This window comes from Paenibacillus sp. 203 (assembly GCF_037027525.1).
GTDB classification, from domain to species: domain Bacteria; phylum Bacillota; class Bacilli; order Paenibacillales; family Paenibacillaceae; genus Paenibacillus; species Paenibacillus polymyxa_B.
Genome location: NZ_JAXCHD010000004.1, coordinates 471,340 through 488,479 on the forward strand (window position 1 = coordinate 471,340; position 17,140 = coordinate 488,479).

The 17,140-nt window shown below is 45.7% G+C and carries 11 protein-coding genes and 1 tRNA gene; 11 read left to right on the top strand and 1 reads right to left on the bottom strand.

What is annotated here, in order from left to right; all coding sequences use genetic code 11:
- Positions 1–198 precede the first annotated feature (198 nt).
- The 11 genes from leuB to WA407_RS11690 all read left to right on the top strand — a co-directional run bounded on the left by leuB (position 199) and on the right by WA407_RS11690 (position 16,629).
- Positions 199–1,275, top strand: coding sequence for a 3-isopropylmalate dehydrogenase (gene leuB, locus WA407_RS11640; RefSeq protein ID WP_336077402.1), 1,077 nt, complete (start codon positions 199–201; stop codon positions 1,273–1,275).
- 321 nt (positions 1,276–1,596) lie between these two features.
- Positions 1,597–2,136 (top strand): peroxiredoxin, encoded by a 540-nt coding sequence (locus WA407_RS11645; RefSeq protein WP_023987763.1) that lies wholly within the window; start codon positions 1,597–1,599, stop codon positions 2,134–2,136.
- A gap of 255 nt (positions 2,137–2,391) precedes the next feature.
- Positions 2,392–2,808, top strand: a complete 417-nt coding sequence (locus WA407_RS11650) for a hypothetical protein (protein ID WP_013309391.1) — start codon at positions 2,392–2,394, stop codon at positions 2,806–2,808.
- Positions 2,809–3,145: 337 nt separating this feature from the next.
- Positions 3,146–4,249 (top strand): ATP-binding protein, encoded by a 1,104-nt coding sequence (locus WA407_RS11655; protein ID WP_165176165.1) that lies wholly within the window; start codon positions 3,146–3,148, stop codon positions 4,247–4,249.
- A 341-nt stretch (positions 4,250–4,590) separates the two neighbouring features.
- Complete coding sequence (locus WA407_RS11660) at positions 4,591–6,732, top strand: bifunctional diguanylate cyclase/phosphodiesterase (protein WP_336077403.1); 2,142 nt, start codon at positions 4,591–4,593, stop codon at positions 6,730–6,732.
- Between the two features lie 107 nt (positions 6,733–6,839).
- A tRNA-Gly gene (locus WA407_RS11665) sits at positions 6,840–6,910 on the top strand.
- A gap of 310 nt (positions 6,911–7,220) precedes the next feature.
- Positions 7,221–8,222: a polysaccharide lyase family 1 protein gene (locus tag WA407_RS11670; protein ID WP_231109407.1), complete on the top strand. Its 1,002-nt coding sequence runs from the start codon at positions 7,221–7,223 to the stop codon at positions 8,220–8,222.
- Positions 8,223–8,587: 365 nt separating this feature from the next.
- Positions 8,588–10,438 (top strand): ribosomal protection-like ABC-F family protein, encoded by a 1,851-nt coding sequence (gene abc-f, locus WA407_RS11675; RefSeq protein ID WP_336077470.1) that lies wholly within the window; start codon positions 8,588–8,590, stop codon positions 10,436–10,438.
- Positions 10,439–10,887: 449 nt separating this feature from the next.
- Positions 10,888–11,919: a phenylalanine--tRNA ligase subunit alpha gene (gene pheS, locus WA407_RS11680; protein WP_269321413.1), complete on the top strand. Its 1,032-nt coding sequence runs from the start codon at positions 10,888–10,890 to the stop codon at positions 11,917–11,919.
- A gap of 28 nt (positions 11,920–11,947) precedes the next feature.
- The gene (gene pheT, locus WA407_RS11685; protein WP_336077404.1) at positions 11,948–14,395 is read left to right on the top strand and encodes a phenylalanine--tRNA ligase subunit beta; all 2,448 of its coding nucleotides are present in this window, start codon (positions 11,948–11,950) and stop codon (positions 14,393–14,395) included.
- A gap of 209 nt (positions 14,396–14,604) precedes the next feature.
- Positions 14,605–16,629, top strand: a complete 2,025-nt coding sequence (locus WA407_RS11690) for a DNA repair protein (protein ID WP_336077405.1) — start codon at positions 14,605–14,607, stop codon at positions 16,627–16,629.
- Between the two features lie 150 nt (positions 16,630–16,779).
- Here the strand turns inward: WA407_RS11690 and WA407_RS11695 are convergent, their stop codons facing one another.
- Positions 16,780–17,139 (bottom strand): phage holin family protein, encoded by a 360-nt coding sequence (locus tag WA407_RS11695; RefSeq protein ID WP_023987773.1) that lies wholly within the window; start codon positions 17,137–17,139, stop codon positions 16,780–16,782.
- Position 17,140: the final 1 nt, after the last annotated feature.

The following is a 17,140-nucleotide window of genomic DNA, read 5'->3' on the forward strand; positions in this document are numbered from 1 at the left end:
GCAGACTTAAGAGTTAGATATATACAGGATCGGATGTTTCCGGTCCTGTTTTCTTTTTCTCTGATGAAAAAATCAGCTTATAGGCTGTGCCTATTGAATTGATAGATTCTATATCTTGGTCAAAGTCCTGCCATGTATGTTACAAAGAAGGTATGAAAAATACGGTTGTATAGCTGTATAACAAGAGGAGTGTACGTGATGGCAGACGTTAAAAAGATTGCGGTAATAGCGGGAGATGGAATTGGACCTGAAGTGGTCGCAGAGGCAGAGAAAATTTTGAAACGTACGGAAGAAGTGTTCGGCCTTTCATTTGAAACGGAGCATGCGCTGTTCGGCGGGATTGCGATTGATAAGAAGGGCACACCATTGCCGGAAGAAACACTGGCAGTATGTCAATCTGCAGATGCCGTTCTGCTGGGAGCGGTAGGAGGACCACAATGGGACAACAATCCAAAGGAGCTTCGTCCTGAAACTGGACTGCTGGGCATTCGTAAAGAGCTCGGTCTGTTTTCGAATCTTCGTCCTGCTGTCGTCTTTGACTGTCTCAAGGACGCATCTACATTGAAACCGGAAGTGTTGGAAGGAACGGACCTGATCGTGGTGCGCGAACTGACGGGCGGCATTTATTTTGGTGAGAAGTTCAGACGAGAATGTCCTCAGGGTGAGGAAGCAGTCGATACTTGTGCATATAATGTAACAGAAGTAGAGCGTATAGTGCGCCAATCTTTCGAAATTGCACAAAAACGTCGCAAGAAACTTGCATCGGTGGATAAGGCTAATGTACTGGAAACCTCCCGTTTATGGCGTGAAGTCGTTAACCGGGTTGCTGTAGACTACCCGGATGTCGAGCTGGAGCATGTATTGGTTGATAACTGCGCCATGCAATTGCTGCGTCGTCCATCTAGCTTTGACGTCATCGTGACGGAAAATATGTTTGGTGACATTCTCAGTGATGAAGCGGCTATGCTGACCGGATCCATCGGCATGCTCTCCTCCGCATCACTTGGAGAAGGCAGCTTCGGCCTATACGAGCCGGTACATGGCTCGGCGCCTGACATTGCAGGTCAAGGGCTGGCGAATCCCATCGCAACGATTTTGTCCGTTGCTTTGATGTTCCGTCTCACCTTCGGGTACGAGAAGGCAGCTGATGCCATTGAGAAAGCGGTAGCTGAGGTATTGGATGCAGGGCACCGTACGGCGGATATTGCGGTGGATAAATCTCAAGCGATCTCGACAACTCAAATGGGAGATCTGATCGCAGCAGCTATTCGTTAAAAGCTCCGTAAATCACCTGTTCTGAAAAAAAGCTTCCTATTATATAGTAAGGTTATACAGTACAGCCTTTTCGACAAATGTTTAGCACAGTAGCTCCTGAGCAATCGGGAGCTACTTGTATATTCGAAAGTTCAAAATGTGAATAAAATGTGAATTTTTAAGCTAGTTTAAAATAATTATAAAAAAGTAATGGTTACAATGTTGACTTTGATTTCAGCGAATGATAACATTTATCAAGTAAGTTGTTCATTACAATACAGATGATTGAGAAAAACACATTCGGTGTTTTTCTTACATATTTTAAAGGAGGATTTCATTATTATGGCAGAAAGATTGGTAGGAAGACCCGCCCCTGATTTTGCATTGGAAACAGTGACTGGAGACGGTCAAGAATTTGGTTCGGTGAAGCTTTCCGATTACCGTGGCAAGTGGCTCGTATTTTTCTTCTATCCACTGGATTTCACTTTTGTGTGCCCTACGGAAATTACAGCGTTGAGCGATGCTGCTGACCAATTCAAAGAGCTGGATACTGAAATTCTGGGTATCAGTGTAGACTCCGTGCACAGCCACAAAGCATGGATCAACACAGCTAAAGAAAACAATGGTCTGGGCAAACTGAACTTCCCATTGGCTTCTGACATCACGAAAAAAACTGCGAGCGATTATGGCGTTCTGATCGAAGAAGAAGGCGTTGCATTGCGCGGCTTGTTCATCATTGATCCAGAAGGCGAATTGAAATATCAAGTGGTTAACCACAACGACGTAGGCCGCAGTGTGGAAGAAACTTTGCGTGTACTGCAAGCTTTGCAATCCGGTGGCTTGTGCCCAATGAACTGGAAACCAGGCGATCAAAATCTGTAATATAAGCTTCACAAGTTGAAATTAAACAAGCAAGCCCCCAACTAGCGGTTACTTTGCCGTTATTGGGGGCTTGCCTGCTCTGTGCAGCGCAAGATGTGAGGATGTCCTGTTTAAATGAGACAAATAGAGTGAAGTAACAAATAATTATGGAAATGTTGTTGTGTTCTGGAGGAATTTTGCCTGATGAAAGCGAATAAGGTATTGTAGAAGATAAACAAGGCAGAACAGGTTTTGTTCAGAGGAGGCTGAGCCCGGATGAGTTATTGCTGTGGAGCAAGCATGGTAGGAACCAAGGGAACGCTGAAGCATTACCGCACCCAAGTTCATAATGTTCCTTTGCTGTTTTGCCCGGTATGTCGTCGCATTGAAGTTCATTATAAAGTCGAAAATGAGTATGAAATTCTGGCTGAATATGCACATGGAGATGGGGCAACCGAGATTGATTTTCAGGATTATGTCATGGAAGACGATGATACGATATTTGAAAATTGTGTGAATCGTGAAAGTGAAGATGCCTTTGAAATTGTGAAGCGTCAAATTGACATATCTCTGGATTTATTGATGGTAGCCAAACAGATGAATGATGAAAAATGGCAGGGAGAGCTTAAGAGAAGACTGGCCGTTATGAGCCAAAGACGATCCCGACTTCAACATAATAAGAGCGGCAGTTGACATCCTACACACCAAAGAAGCTCTCAATTCTGGAGAGCTTCTTTGGTGTGTAGGGCGCTTGTTCCTAACGTAATCTTTCATTTTGGTAATGTTGCGCAGATATTATGACGAAAGAAAACAGGATAAAAATTTGGATTCGACACTTTTTCCGATTGACTGCGATCCTTAATCTTGTCTATCATAAAATAAGACTCGAATTGGAAAGAGATGGTCGGATTTCTGTGAAACTGTTTTCTACATCATTGAAGGGTAGTCGATAGATGCCTTTCTCTTCTTCAAGATTATTACGCGTCCGAAACGGCCAGTTTGTCATTCCGAAACAAGGGGGAAGCCTGGCATGATCAGTGAATTCCAAGAAGCCTTGCTTGATACCGTGGGAGCTTGTCCTTCCACACAGATCGCCAATAACAAGTATGAAAATGTGCTGGAGAACCTGGATAGTGGTATCATGCTGTTTGACAGTGACGGGGTACTGACCTTTATTAACGTGCAAATGGCGAAATTGCTGGAGCTACCACGGAGTTCGCTAGCAGGTCGCAATTTGATGCAAATTTTGCATCATCCTGAGTTAAGTCGGTTTAAGAAGAAGAAAATCATGCGGATTTATAAAGAAACTATCTTTCATAGAAAGCGCTATCATGAGTTGATTGATGAGTATGGTCGGCATTGGTTGATAACAGTGACCTATGGTGATCAGATGGATGGGGATTTTTTGTTTAGCGTCAAGGATGTGTCGGATTATAAGCAGATTGAGCAGACGGCGTATCAAAACGATAAGCTAGCGATGCTGGGACGCATCTCTGCCTCTATCGCCCATGAAATCCGTAATCCGCTTACCGCAATTCGGGGCTTTATTCAATTGCTTCGGCCACATTTGGTGGAGTTGGGCAGGGACGAGTATGCCCGCATTATATTAACAGAGATTGATCGTGCGAACGACATTATTTATGAGTTCTTAAATTCGTCCAAGCCTTCGGCTCCGCAAAAAACAGCTGTATCTGTGATGGGCTTGCTGAAAGAGGTAGTGATGCTGACAGAAAGCGAAGCATTAATGAAGGGGTGCCAGATTGCATTGGACGAAAATGATGAGCTCATGAAGGTTTCCATTGATGTGAAGCAAATTAAGCAGGTTATCCTCAATATGATTAAAAATGCGATGGATGCCATTGAAAGCATCAGTGGGGAACGAGAGGGCTGCATCGATATCCATACAGTGCTTGAGGGTAATTATGTCCACATTTGTATTGAAGATAACGGATTAGGTATGGATCACAATACATTGGCGCGTTTATTTGATCCTTTTTTTACAACAAAAGAAAGTGGAACCGGATTGGGATTGGCTGTGAGCTATCGAATTATCAAAAATCACGGAGGCTTCATACATGTAGACAGTAAACATGGAAGTGGCACACAATTCAAAATCACGCTTCCTGTAGTTTAATATGGGGAGGTTTTCGCAGAGGGGTCCTGTACATACTATTTCTTTTATGTTGTGCAGCGTTGGGGTATAGGTATCACCTTTTTAGAAAAGGTTGTCTGAAGCGCATAATCTGACAAGATGATGCGCTTTTTTGGTGCTGTAAGCTCGGTTATTTGCGTAAATGCGAAAATGAATTCATGAATTTAAGACAAAAAAATGATTCACCTTTCACAGATTAAATGCTATTATATACCAGAATACAACATTATTTTTGATACTATAGACTTAAACAACGGCTTCCAAAGCTGTCAAACGTCTTAGATGATCGGAATCTCCGATATGCAGGGGGCTGAAGAGGCTGAATGAGTATACGGTTGGAAGTAAAAAAAACGATAGGTATCGGCATTGCTTCAATAGTTTTGTTTGTCTTGGTTCAGTTATTTCACGTAACTTTGAATAAGATATACTCCCATAATGTTTTTTTCTTGTTATATCCGATTGTAGGATTTTCCTGTGCTGCGATTTGTTTTTCTATTTTTTATCAGTCCTGGTCCGTTTTACTGGAACAGTTATCCTTGCAGAGACTTCTTATTGCCCCGACGTTTTTGGTGGCTGGTCTGCTTTACCTTGTTCATATTGTTTCGTTTAGTTTCGTAAGCCTGACGGACTTTGCTTTGTCTCCGGGCATTTCGTTATGGCTGCTATTTGTAAATCGTGCCTTTACTTCTGTCTTGCTCTTATGTGTTTGTTTCCTCCCGTTTAGCAAGACGAAGTCTGAATACAAGACAGTGGCTTTGTGGGCAGGGATAGGCTGCACTTTGCTGATTCTAGGAGTTATTAAGACATTTGGTGCAGACTTACCGGATCTACGTATACGATACGAAATTGGCAACTTAGGCTGGACATTAAATCTGGCTGTCATGTTACTGCTTGTGCTCACTTTTATTTTCGGGGTGCGAAAATATCGGAAAGCCCGCCCGGCGGAGTTGGGCATGTTGCTTATTGTTCGTGGGATTGGGCTGTGTGTTGTGAGTCAGTTGTTCTATTTATTTTCTAAGCAAATGAGCGATATTAATCACCTTTTGGGACTTTTGACCAACGCGGTAGCATTTTATAATATGTTGAGCGGGCTGGTTCGGTTGATGGTTCTGGTTCCTTATCGTGAAAAGCAAGCAGCAGAATCTGAGTTTAATCACATTGCCTATAATGATGATATAACAGGACTCCCCAATCGTCGTCGCCTTTCCCAACGCTTAGATAAAATATTGCGCAAATCATTGAAATCGGATGAGACAGTAGCGCTTTTAGTGCTAAATATTGATCGTTTCAAGGCGATTAATGACTCGCTTGGACATATGGCAGGGAATTATTTGCTGTATGCGGTAGGCGAACGCTTGGGGCATTTTAGCCATGAAGGGGAAGCAGTCTTTAGCATGGGCGGAGATGAATTTGCCTTTCTTCTAACGGGATACGAAGATACAGATGCTATGAGAAATCGTATTGATGATATGGTGAAGCTGTTCGATCAGCCTTTCGATATTAATGGCGAATCTTATCATGTGATGGTGAGCGTTGGTATAGCTTTATACCCGTTGGATGCGAATCAGAGCGAACAACTTATTCAGCAGGCGGATACGGCTGTCCATAGTGCCAAAGAGCAGGGAGTGAATTTTCAGCGGTATGCTAGCGCGATGCAGATGCGAGCGCATGAAAGACTCCAGCTGGAAAATGATCTGCGGCGAGCACTTGAAAATGAGGAATTTTCATTGGTATATCAACCACGTGTCCACCTGCAAAGTGGCGAGCTAACGAGTTTGGAGGCGCTGGTGCGGTGGAATCATCCTCATCGTGGGATGGTGATGCCGGGCGATTTTATTCCGGTGGCTGAAGAAAGTGGTTTAATTGTGCCCTTGGGGGAATGGGTGTTAAGGGAGGCCTGTCTGCAAAATAAGCAATGGCAGGAGCTCGGGTACCCACCCATCCCAATTTCGGTCAATTTATCCATGCGCCAATTTCAGCAAAAAAAGCTGGTGGATGTCATTCGGGGCATTTTGACCTATACGGAACTTGAAGCACGCTATCTAGAGCTTGAGATTACCGAAAGTATGACCTTTGATAAGGATCGGGCCTTTGAACAGTTGAAAAAAATAAAGGCTATTGGTGTCGCAATCAGTATTGATGATTTTGGAACTGGCTATAGCTCATTGCATTATTTGAAGAATCTCCCGATTGATCGTCTAAAAATTGACCGTTCCTTTGTAAATGAGGTACTGGTCGACAGCAAAAATGCGGCAATTGTATCTACTATTGCCTCCATGGCTCACCATTTGAAGCTGAAGGTTACGGCTGAGGGAGTGGAAAATGAGGAGCAGCTTCATTTTTTGCAGGCACAGGATTGTCATGAGGGTCAGGGATATTACTTTAGTCGCCCCATTCCGGCAGAAGTCTTTGAAAAATTGTTTTTACGTAAACCTATGAATTGGCTGGCTCAGGATAGTATGTAGTATGCTTGCATTTTGCTGAAAGGTAAGTTATACTAAATAACATCCTGATTCAGCTGGTTGACGATAGGTTAAGCGTGTCATACATAAGAATCGAGATGTTATAAAATGCGGGTGTAGTTCAATGGTAGAACTTCAGCCTTCCAAGCTGATAGCGTGGGTTCGATTCCCATCACCCGCTTACTGTTTTAAGAAGTTCGGAACCCTTGCGACGCAGGGGTTTTTGTTTTGTTTGGAGCTAGATAAATGCATTATAGCCGGGGTGCCGACGGGGTATCACGGCTTTTTGCGTTCTTACGAACTATTTTTACATTGCTGCACAAAAATAAAATATAAAATATTTAGCTTAGATGCTATAAATAAACAGATAAAAAGAACTATTTACCAATTAATAAAAAATATGTATAGTCGGATTGTCGGGATTTAACTTAAAAAAGGATGGTGTAGCTGCAATGAGGAAAATTTCTTTTCTGTTTTTAGCATTAACTTTGATGCTGTTTACTTTTTCTGCAAGTTCTACGTTCGCCGCTGCTGATTTTCCAAATACGTCGACGAATGGAATGACTGGTTTTGCCGGACAGGCTAAAAGTGAAAATGGAGCTGCAAAGCCTGCCACAACGGGGGGAAAAGGCGGTCAGGTCATTTATATCAATAATCTAAACGATTTGAAAAACCAGTTAGGGGATTCAACTCCTAAAATTCTGGTAATCGAAAAAAATATTTCTGCCTCCTCTAAAACCGTGGTCAACATTGGTTCCAACAAATCACTCATTGGTTCTTACGCGCAACACAAGCTGGTTAACATTCATTTGAAAACAACAAATAATTCGGGAAATGTGATCTTTCAAAATTTAACTTTTGAGCACAGTGCCAACATTAACGGTAACGATGACATTCAACTTTATCTCACTGCAGGTACAAATTATTGGATTGATCATGTTACATTTGCAGGTCACAGTTATAATGCGAATGGCTCGGATCTGGACAAACTTTTGTACATAGGCCAATCGGCTGATTATGTAACCATTAGTAACTCCAAATTTGCTAATCATAAATATGGTCTCATTTTGGGATACCCTGATGATGGCAATAAAAATTATGATGGCATGCCCCATATCACGATCGCCAATAATTACTTTGAAAACTTACTTGTACGTGGCCCAGGGCTTATGAGATATGGATATTTTCATGTTAAAAATAATTATATTAATAATTTCCAGCTTGCTTACACCATTGCTACGAATGCAAGAATCTATTCTGAGTACAACTACTTTGGAAAAGGTAGTGAAAAGGGCGGTATTCTTGATGATAAAGCCAATGGCGAGTTTAAAGATGTGGGGAGTTTTCCCGCCATCAACAACCAAAAATCGCGTGTAACCAGCTGGAATCCAAGCAAAAACTATAGCTATCAGGTTCAGACTCCTGAATATACGAAAGAGTTTGTAACGAAATATGCAGGTTCGTCCAATACAACTTTGGTATTTGGAAAATAACGCGGGTTATTTGCAAATGCATTGTGATCTGCTATACTGACTGCAAGTAAGTATCCCATGAAAAGGAAGGTAACCATACGTCCGATGAAGTAAGCACACTGATTTTCCCACTTAACTGCACAGTTACTGGCAGGCGGCTGTAAGCTGCAACGGGAGAAGTGTGTCTGAAAATGAATGTAGGGACGTATGCGTATATTCCGGAACGGGATTTGGCTTATTCGTTTACGGTATTATTATTCATAAGCGTATGTTCTGAGACGATTCATAACAGTCATTCTATATTCCTTGTATGCAAGCCGCAGCCTTCTGCGGCTTTTTTTATTGCTTCCGGGGTCAAAAAACCGGACTGGGAAAGGATGAGCGGTATGAGAACGATTTTACGTATTCGCAATGTAGTAAAGGATTGGAACGGGACATCTTTATTTGAGAATGTGTCGTTGGATGTGATGGAAGGAGAACGGCTCGCACTGTTTGGAAGAAATGGAGCAGGTAAGACGACGCTATTGCGAATATTGCTGGGAGATGAAGCGCCAACCTCTGGTCAAGTAGAGCATGATTTGCCACTGGAAGAGCGGGGCTGGCTGAAGCAGCAGGATACGGTGGATTGGTCTCGAACCGCACTGGAGGCCGCACAGCAGGCCAGCCCTCGGCATTGGCTTCTCAAGCAAGCGTTGGGACAGCTGGAAGCTGACCTAGCCAATGCTGGGAAGGATATGGAGAATCATCTGGAGCGTTACGGCGAGCTGATGGATGAATACGAACGCCTGCAAGGCTTTGCCTGGGAGTCTGAGGTGGAAAAGGCGCTCACTCGAATGGGAATGCCTGTCCAGACGTGGTCCATTGCTTATGGTGACCTGAGTGGCGGACAGAAGACGAGAGTGCGATTAGCCGGACTCATGGTCAGACAGCCGAAGCTACTGGTGCTGGATGAGCCGACCAACCATTTGGATGCCGAAAGCTTGCTTTGGCTGGAGCAGTGGCTGTCCACGTATCCAGGAACACTGCTGTTTGTATCGCATGACAGAGCCTTTTTGGATCGGGTGGCTACGAGTATAGTTGAGCTCACATCGACAGGTATTGGGCGCTATAAAGGCGGCTATAAGGAATATAAAGCGCAAAAGGAGCGAGAACTGCGAGAGCAGGAAGCCAACTATCGGAAGCAGGAGCTGGCGAAACAGGCGCTGGAGGAAACGATTCGAAATTACAGGGAATGGTTTCATCAGGCGCATCGTGGCGCATCCAAGGTTGAGATGGCCGTTACGCAGAGCTTTTATAAGGCCAAGGCTAAAAAGAATATTTCCCGTTACCATGCGAAGGAGAAGGAACTGGAGCGACTGGAAGCCAATAGAGTAGAGCAACCGCGTGAGGCTGCGTCTTTGCACATGAAATTAAGTGACAGCGGGTTTCAGGCAAAATATTTGCTGCGTGCTGAGCAGGTTGACTTTAGCTACGACGACCGTAGCATTATGAAAAATCTAAATCTGATCGTTGCACGTGGAGACCGTCTGGCTGTTCGGGGGCCCAATGGAATTGGTAAAACCACGCTGCTTCGGTTATTAACAGGTCAACTGGAGCCGCAGACAGGAAAAATCACAACCAACCCACAGTTGAACATCGGGTATTTTTCACAGGAGCTGGAGCAGCTTCCGGAGGATCAAACGTTGCTGGACAGTCTGCTTGCACTCCCGACGATGACTCAAACAGAAGCGAGAACGGTGTTGGGATGCTTCCTTTTTGCGAAAGAGGACGTATTTAAAAGGATCGGGACACTCAGTATGGGAGAAAAATGCAGGGTAGCTTTTCTGCGTCTGTACTTTAGTGGAGCCAATCTGCTGGTGCTGGATGAACCCACGAATTATTTTGACATTGAAACCCGTGAAATTGTAGAGGATTCTTTGCGCAACTATGATGGAGCACTGGTGCTCGTCTCACATGATCGGGAGCTGGTGAGGTGCACGGCAACTCGGTTACTGGATATGAAGCCGGGGGGCGGATATGAAATCTATGAGGGGACAGCTGACGAAAAGCAAGAAGATGAGCGGAGCCGTCAACGGGAGCCAGAAGACCAGGAGCGGCGTGAGGAACGGCTTCGATTACAATTGCGTCTTACAGAGTTGATGGGAATGACGGGCACGAATGACGAAAATGAGAAGTTGTTGAGCGAAATCAGGCGCATTCGTGCAAATCTGGAACGGTTGGATGATCTCGATATCTAAAGAAATGAAACGTATGCCCTGCTTGCCAAAGCGCGGTAGTTTGCATATAATAATGAACAATAGTTCGAATTTTTGAAAATGTCTTGATGGAGAAGAGTAGACAGTGTCCGATTGAACAGGGAGGAAGCGCCGTAGGATTGAGAGCGTTTCTGCAAATACTGGGCTGTTGAAGTTCGCTCCGGAGCAGTTCCTTGAACCTCAGGCGCCATGTGAATGGCGAATGTGCAAGTAGGGGATACCGGTTCACGACCGTTACAACGTGTAGAGCGAGACGATGATGCATAGCATGAAAATCACCTGTAACTAGTTGCCGTAAGGCAGAATGCCGGGTGAGCTGAGCTTATTGTCTAACGAGGGTGGTACCACGGTCTTTTCGTCCCTTACCGGGAGAAAAGACCTTTTTTTGTTGTCTGAAAAGCTGGAAATGAAGAAAGGGGACTGAACAGGCGATGAGCGAAACCATCCAAATGAAGGAACATTTGCTGGCCTTGAAGGAAGAAGCACTGGAAGTATTGGAGAAGGTGGCAACACCCAAGGAGCTGGCTGATTTACGGGTAAAATATTCGGGGAAAAAGGGCGCATTGACTGAAATCTTGCGCGGTATGGGCAAGCTGAGCGCGGAAGAGCGTCCAGTAGTTGGACAGGTAGCCAATGAGGTGCGCGAGGCGATTGAAGAAGTCGTTAACCGTAAGCAGGACGAGTTCACGAAAGCAGAAACAAATGAGCGTTTGCAAGCGGAAAAGATCGACGTTACGCTGCCTGGACGCGCGTTGCCGCAAGGTGGACTGCACCCGCTCAACAAAGTGATTGAGCAAATCGAGGATATTTTTACAGGTATGGGCTATCGAGTGGCTGAAGGTCCACAGGCAGAGACGGATTATTATAACTTCGAAGCATTGAACCTGCCTAAAAATCACCCAGCACGGGATATGCAGGATTCATTTTACCTGACCGAGGATCTGTTGATGCGTACCCATACGTCACCGGTTCAGATTCGTGCAATGGAAGCGATGAAGGGCGAAACGCCTATTAAGGTTATCTGTCCGGGTACGGTTTTCCGACGTGATGATGACGATGCAACGCATTCTTTTCAATTCCACCAAATTGAAGGGCTTGTCATTGGAAAAGACATTCGTATGAGTGATTTGAAAGGAACCTTACTTCAATTTGCACGCGAAATGTTCGGAGAATCGACCGAAATCCGTTTGCGCCCAAGCTTCTTTCCGTTCACAGAGCCGAGCGCTGAAGTAGACGTGACTTTTGTGAAGAAAAATGGCGAACGTGTATGGATTGAAATTTTAGGCTGTGGCATGGTCCATCCGAAAGTGTTGGAGATGGGCGGTTTTGATCCCGAGGTTTACAGCGGCTTTGCATTCGGTATGGGTGTAGAGCGGATTGCTATATTGAAATACGGTATCGACGATATTCGTCATTTTTATAACAGTGACCTGTCGTTCCTGAAACAGTTTGCGCGTCAATAAACAACTATATCAAGGGAAGTGAACCCATATGAAAGTATCATTCGAGTGGCTGTCCGAATATGTATCGCTGGATCAGGTAAGCGCGGAGGATCTAGCAGAGAAAATCACCCGTTCGGGCATAGAAATTGATGAGGTCGAGCAGCGCAATCAAGGAATTACTGGTGTCGTTGTCGGCTATGTTAAAAGCAAGGAAAAGCATCCAGATGCTGATAAGCTGAATATATGTATTGTCGATGCAGGTCAAGAGGAAGATCTGCAAATCGTGTGTGGTGCCAAAAACGTGGATGCAGGTCAAAAGGTTCCTGTTGCAGTTGTAGGTGCAAAGTTGCCGGGAGATTTCCACATTAAAAAGGCCAAGCTACGTGGTGTTGTATCCATGGGCATGATCTGCTCGGCCAAAGAACTGGGCATGAATGACAAGCTCCTTCCAAAGGAATTGCAAGAAGGTATTTTGGTGCTGCCTGAGGATGCTGAAATTGGTATGCCAATTACGAAGCTGCTGGCGCTGGATGATCAGGTGCTGGATTTTGATCTGACACCCAACCGTTCGGATTGCCTGAGCATGCACGGAGCAGCATATGAAGTGAGTGCGATTCTGGGACGTAACATTTCGCTGGCTGACCCGGCTAAGGATTTGGTTGAAATTAGCGATGCAGCGGCAGATCATCTGTCTGTGAAGGTAGATACTCCTGAACTGTGTACGCACTATGCGGCCCGTTATATCACAGGAGTAAAAGTGGGGGCTTCCCCGTTATGGATTCAAAACCGTCTGATGGCGGCAGGTGTTCGTCCGATCAACAACATCGTAGATATTACGAACTACGTTATGCTGGAATACGGTCAGCCGTTGCATGCTTTTGATGCGGATAAGCTGGAAAATGGAAATATTGAAGTTCGACTCGCTCGTGCAGGCGAAACATTGATTACACTTGACGATCAGGAACGTAAGTTGGAGCCGCATATGCTGCTGATTACAGACGGTGTGAAACCCATTGCATTGGCAGGCGTGATGGGTGGAGCCAATTCCGAGGTTACGGATGCGACGGTCAGCATTGCGCTGGAATCTGCCAAGTTTGACGGCGGTACAGTTCGCAAAACATCCCGTCAACTTGGACTGCGTTCAGAAGCAAGTCTGCGTTTTGAAAAAGAGGTTGATCCAGGCGCTGTTGTGCCTGCTGTGAATCGTGCAGCTGCGCTGATTCAGCGTTATGCGGGAGGCACTGTACACCAGGGCATCGTAGAATCAGCGTCTGCAAAAGCTGAAAACCGCATTATCAAGCTGTCGCTAGATAAAATAAACCGATATTTGGGAACCCAACTGTCGCTGCTTGAGGTGAAAACGATTTTCGGTAGACTTCATTTCGGATGTGGCGACGCAGAGCAAGGTGTACTGGAAGTTCAAGTTCCTACACGCCGTGGAGATATTACCATTGACGTGGACTTAATCGAAGAGGTAGCTCGTCTGTATGGTTACGACAATATCCCGACCACGCCGATTGAAGGTCCTACAACTCCGGGAGCTTTGACAGCATCGCAATCATTGCGCCGCTCCCTGCGCAGATTGCTGGCTCATGGTGGTTGGCAGGAGACGATCAGCTACTCTTTTGTACATCCGCAGAGTACGGGGTTATTTAATGCCCTGACAGAAGGTAGCCATCCGGTACGTTTGGCTATGCCTATGAGCGAAGACCGTAGTGTTTTGCGTACTAGTATCATTCCACAGATGCTGGATACAGCGGTGTACAACATGAATCGCAAGCAAGACAATCTGGCGATTTTTGAGATGGGAACAGTATTTTATACAGAGGAACAAACATTAACCCGTCAGCCGCAGGAAATTCAAGTGCTTAGTCTACTGCTGACTGGAGTACGCCGTGAAAAACAATGGAATATTGGTGCTGAAAAGGTTGATTTCTTTGATATTAAAGGTGCGCTTGAAACGGTGTTTGACTATTTCGGATTGAGTGCCAGCATTCGTTATGTGGCTGACCAACCGCAAAGCTATCACCCGGGCCGTTCTGCTTCGGTATGGCTGGATGTGAATGGAAACTCTCAACGGATCGGTACCATTGGACAGATTCATCCGGAGCTTCAACAATCTTATGGGCTGAATGATACGTATGTAGCGGAAATTGCGTTGCAACAGGTCGTTGACCACGCCAACTCTCATATTCAGTTCAGAGAGCTGGCTCGCTTCCCATCCGTGGAACGTGACATTGCCCTCGTGGTAAATAAAGACGTTGAGGCAGGTGAACTGCTTCGTGTTATTCACGCTGCAGGCGGAGAGCTGTTGCAGGATGCACGAGTGTTTGATGTATTTACAGGCAGTAAGCTTGGTGAAGATAAGAAGAGCGTAGCTATCTCTCTGACCTATCGTCATTGGGAACATACGTTGACGGATGAAGAGATCAATGCGGCGCATACTCCTGTCGTTACGTCTCTGGAACAAACTTTTGGAGCGGAATTGAGAAAGTAGCAGGAAATGCGGGAAGCCGTATCGAATCTTAGTGACAGAGGTTCGATACGGCTTTTTGGCCTATCATCATAGAAGCTCTCTTACTCTGATATTTACCCGCTGCGGGGAAGCCGGACTAATAAGGTTGAACGCTTCACGGAAGGCGGGTTACCATAGTACCGGACACACCTTAGAATCAACATACAGTAGTATTGAAGGAGGGCATAATTGTGACTACACCAGATCGTACTCGCGTCACTGTAGAGATCTACGGTACTTCTTATAAACTCGTCGGCAGCAATACCGATTATATGAAGCAGGTTGCCAATTACGTGGATGAGCGTATGCACAGCATTTCTCAAGCTCATTCGCGTCTGGATATGCCCCGAATTGCCGTGCTGGCTGCGGTTCATATGGCAGAAGAAGCTGTACAAATCCAGGAGATTCAGAGTCATATGAACCGCTTAGCAGCGGAACGAGCAGAGCTCCGGGGAGATCTGGCGCAACTCCAGACGGCTCTAGGGGAACAGCAGCAAAAAAATACAGATCTGCATCAATCTTTTATTCAACTAAAGGAAGAAAAGGAAGCAACGCAGAAGAAGCTGATGGAAACCGAATCTGTATCAGCCAAAGAGATTGCCCAATTGAAGGCAAAGCTGGAACAGCAGGAGAAAAAAGCGACTGAACTTGAAAATGGACAAAAACAAGCTAAACGTGAATTGGAGGAGTCTCGTCAAGAAGCTTCTCGCAAGCTGAAAGAGCAGCAGGAGGCGGCTAATGTCCGTATCCGGCAAATAGAAGAGCAGATGAAGAAGGAAGTAGCTGAAGCGACTAAACAGGCTGAAGCCAAGCTGTCAGCTGCAGAGAAGACTCATCAGGAGCAAAAGCGTACAGAACTGGACAAGCTGCGATCTGCTTTACAGCAAGAGCATAGTAAGAAGGTAAGCGAATGGCAGACCAAGTGCTCAGGGCTGAATGAGCAGCTGGAGCAGGAACGTAAACAGGCTGAATTGGCGTTGAATGAAGAAAAGCTCCAGCATCAGGAAGCGCAGAAGCGAGCTGATGAAGCTGCATTGGAGCAGGAGATTCGGGTTGAGGAGCTTCAGGAACAATTAGAACAAGTACAAGCAGGCAGTACAGAGCTTGCTTCTCGTCTGGGAGAGGCTCAAGAACAAGCAAGAGTACTGAAGCAACAACAGTCCGAGCTGGAGTCTGTGCTGGAAACACAGCGACAGGCTGCGATAGAGCGAGAGCAGGCAGATACGCTTGCGCGTGAAGAACTGCAAAGCCGATATGATCAATTAGAAGCTGAAGCTAAGGCTACGCAGCAGCAGACGGCTAAGCTGGAGGAAGAACAGCGGCGGATGCAGAAGCTGCTGGAGCAAGCTCACGTATCTTCTCGCAAGCTGCAAAGTGAGCTGGCTACGCTAGCTGAAAGCGAGAAGTCATGGAAGAAGCTTGCAGAAGAACGCCAGTTGGCAGTTGATGAGCTGGAGCTCTCCCTGCTGGAAGCACGTGAACAGAAGGAAGCGATACAGGAGCAATTACAGCACGCAGAGGCTGAGCTCGAAGCTATTAATGATAAATTTGCTTCACAACAGCAACGGCTAGTTCAACTTGAAGCGAGAATCAAGGAGCTTTCACCTGAGCTGATTCGCGTTCAGGATGAGCTTGAGAAAGCCAAAGTCCGAGAGCAAGAGGGAGCTAAGGCATATCAATCGCTTCAGGAGCAATATGGAAGCATGAAGAGCCGAGCTGGACAGCTGGAGCAGAATATTAAGCAGCTTCAACAGGAAGATCACGAACGGCGGAGTAAACTGGAACGTGCTGAGGAAGAATCTTTAGAGTGGCAACTTAAATACGATCAGTTGAAGGCAGAAGCGGAACGTCTGGAAGCTGAAGATGCTGCCCGTAAGGAAGAATTTGCATCTTGGGAACGGGAAATAGCGGTAACCGTTGAACAAAAGGAACAGCTTCAGGAGGAGACTCGTTTGGCGGTTGAAGCTGCCAAAACAGCGAAAGCTGAACAGCAGTCCATAGAGCAGGAACGAATGGCCTTGCAGTCTGAATTGGACGAAGTGGGTCAAAAATATGAAATGGCGGCGCATCAGCTTCGTCTGTTACAAGTACAACAGGACGTAGATCGGGAAAATACGGAGAAGATTTCTACAGAATTACGTCAATTACAGGAAGAATACACTAAACTTCAAACGGAGTACAATGAATGGATTGAACTTATCGAACAGGATCAGTAGATATGGATTAAAAATGTAAGGCAATCCCCGGCTGCTCATCGCCGGGGATTGTTTGCTTATTGTATCCACTCAGAAGTTATATGACACAAAGCTGTCCTGTGGCAGACGAAATCTGCTTCGGGACAGCTTTGTCGGGAGTGTCTATTGAAGTTATTTCCCGTCTTTGCGACCGGCTTCAAACGGTGTCGATACCGGAATAAACAGGTCGATAATCCCGATAACCAATGCAGCGAGCAATGCGCCCAGAACGGAAACACTGACATTGGTCACCACATATTGAGCGATCCAGATCACCAGAGCGCTCACAAGAAAACCTACGATACCGCGTCCAAATGGAGAAACGCGTCGGCCGAACACTGCCTCGATAATGTAACCAACCAAGGCAATGACAATGGCAAGAATCAGCGCGCTCCAAAAGCCGCCTACACTAAATCCGGGAACGATCCAGCTTACGACCATCAGCACCAGAGCGGCAACGATGAAACGTACAATGTGCCCGAGAATGCTCACG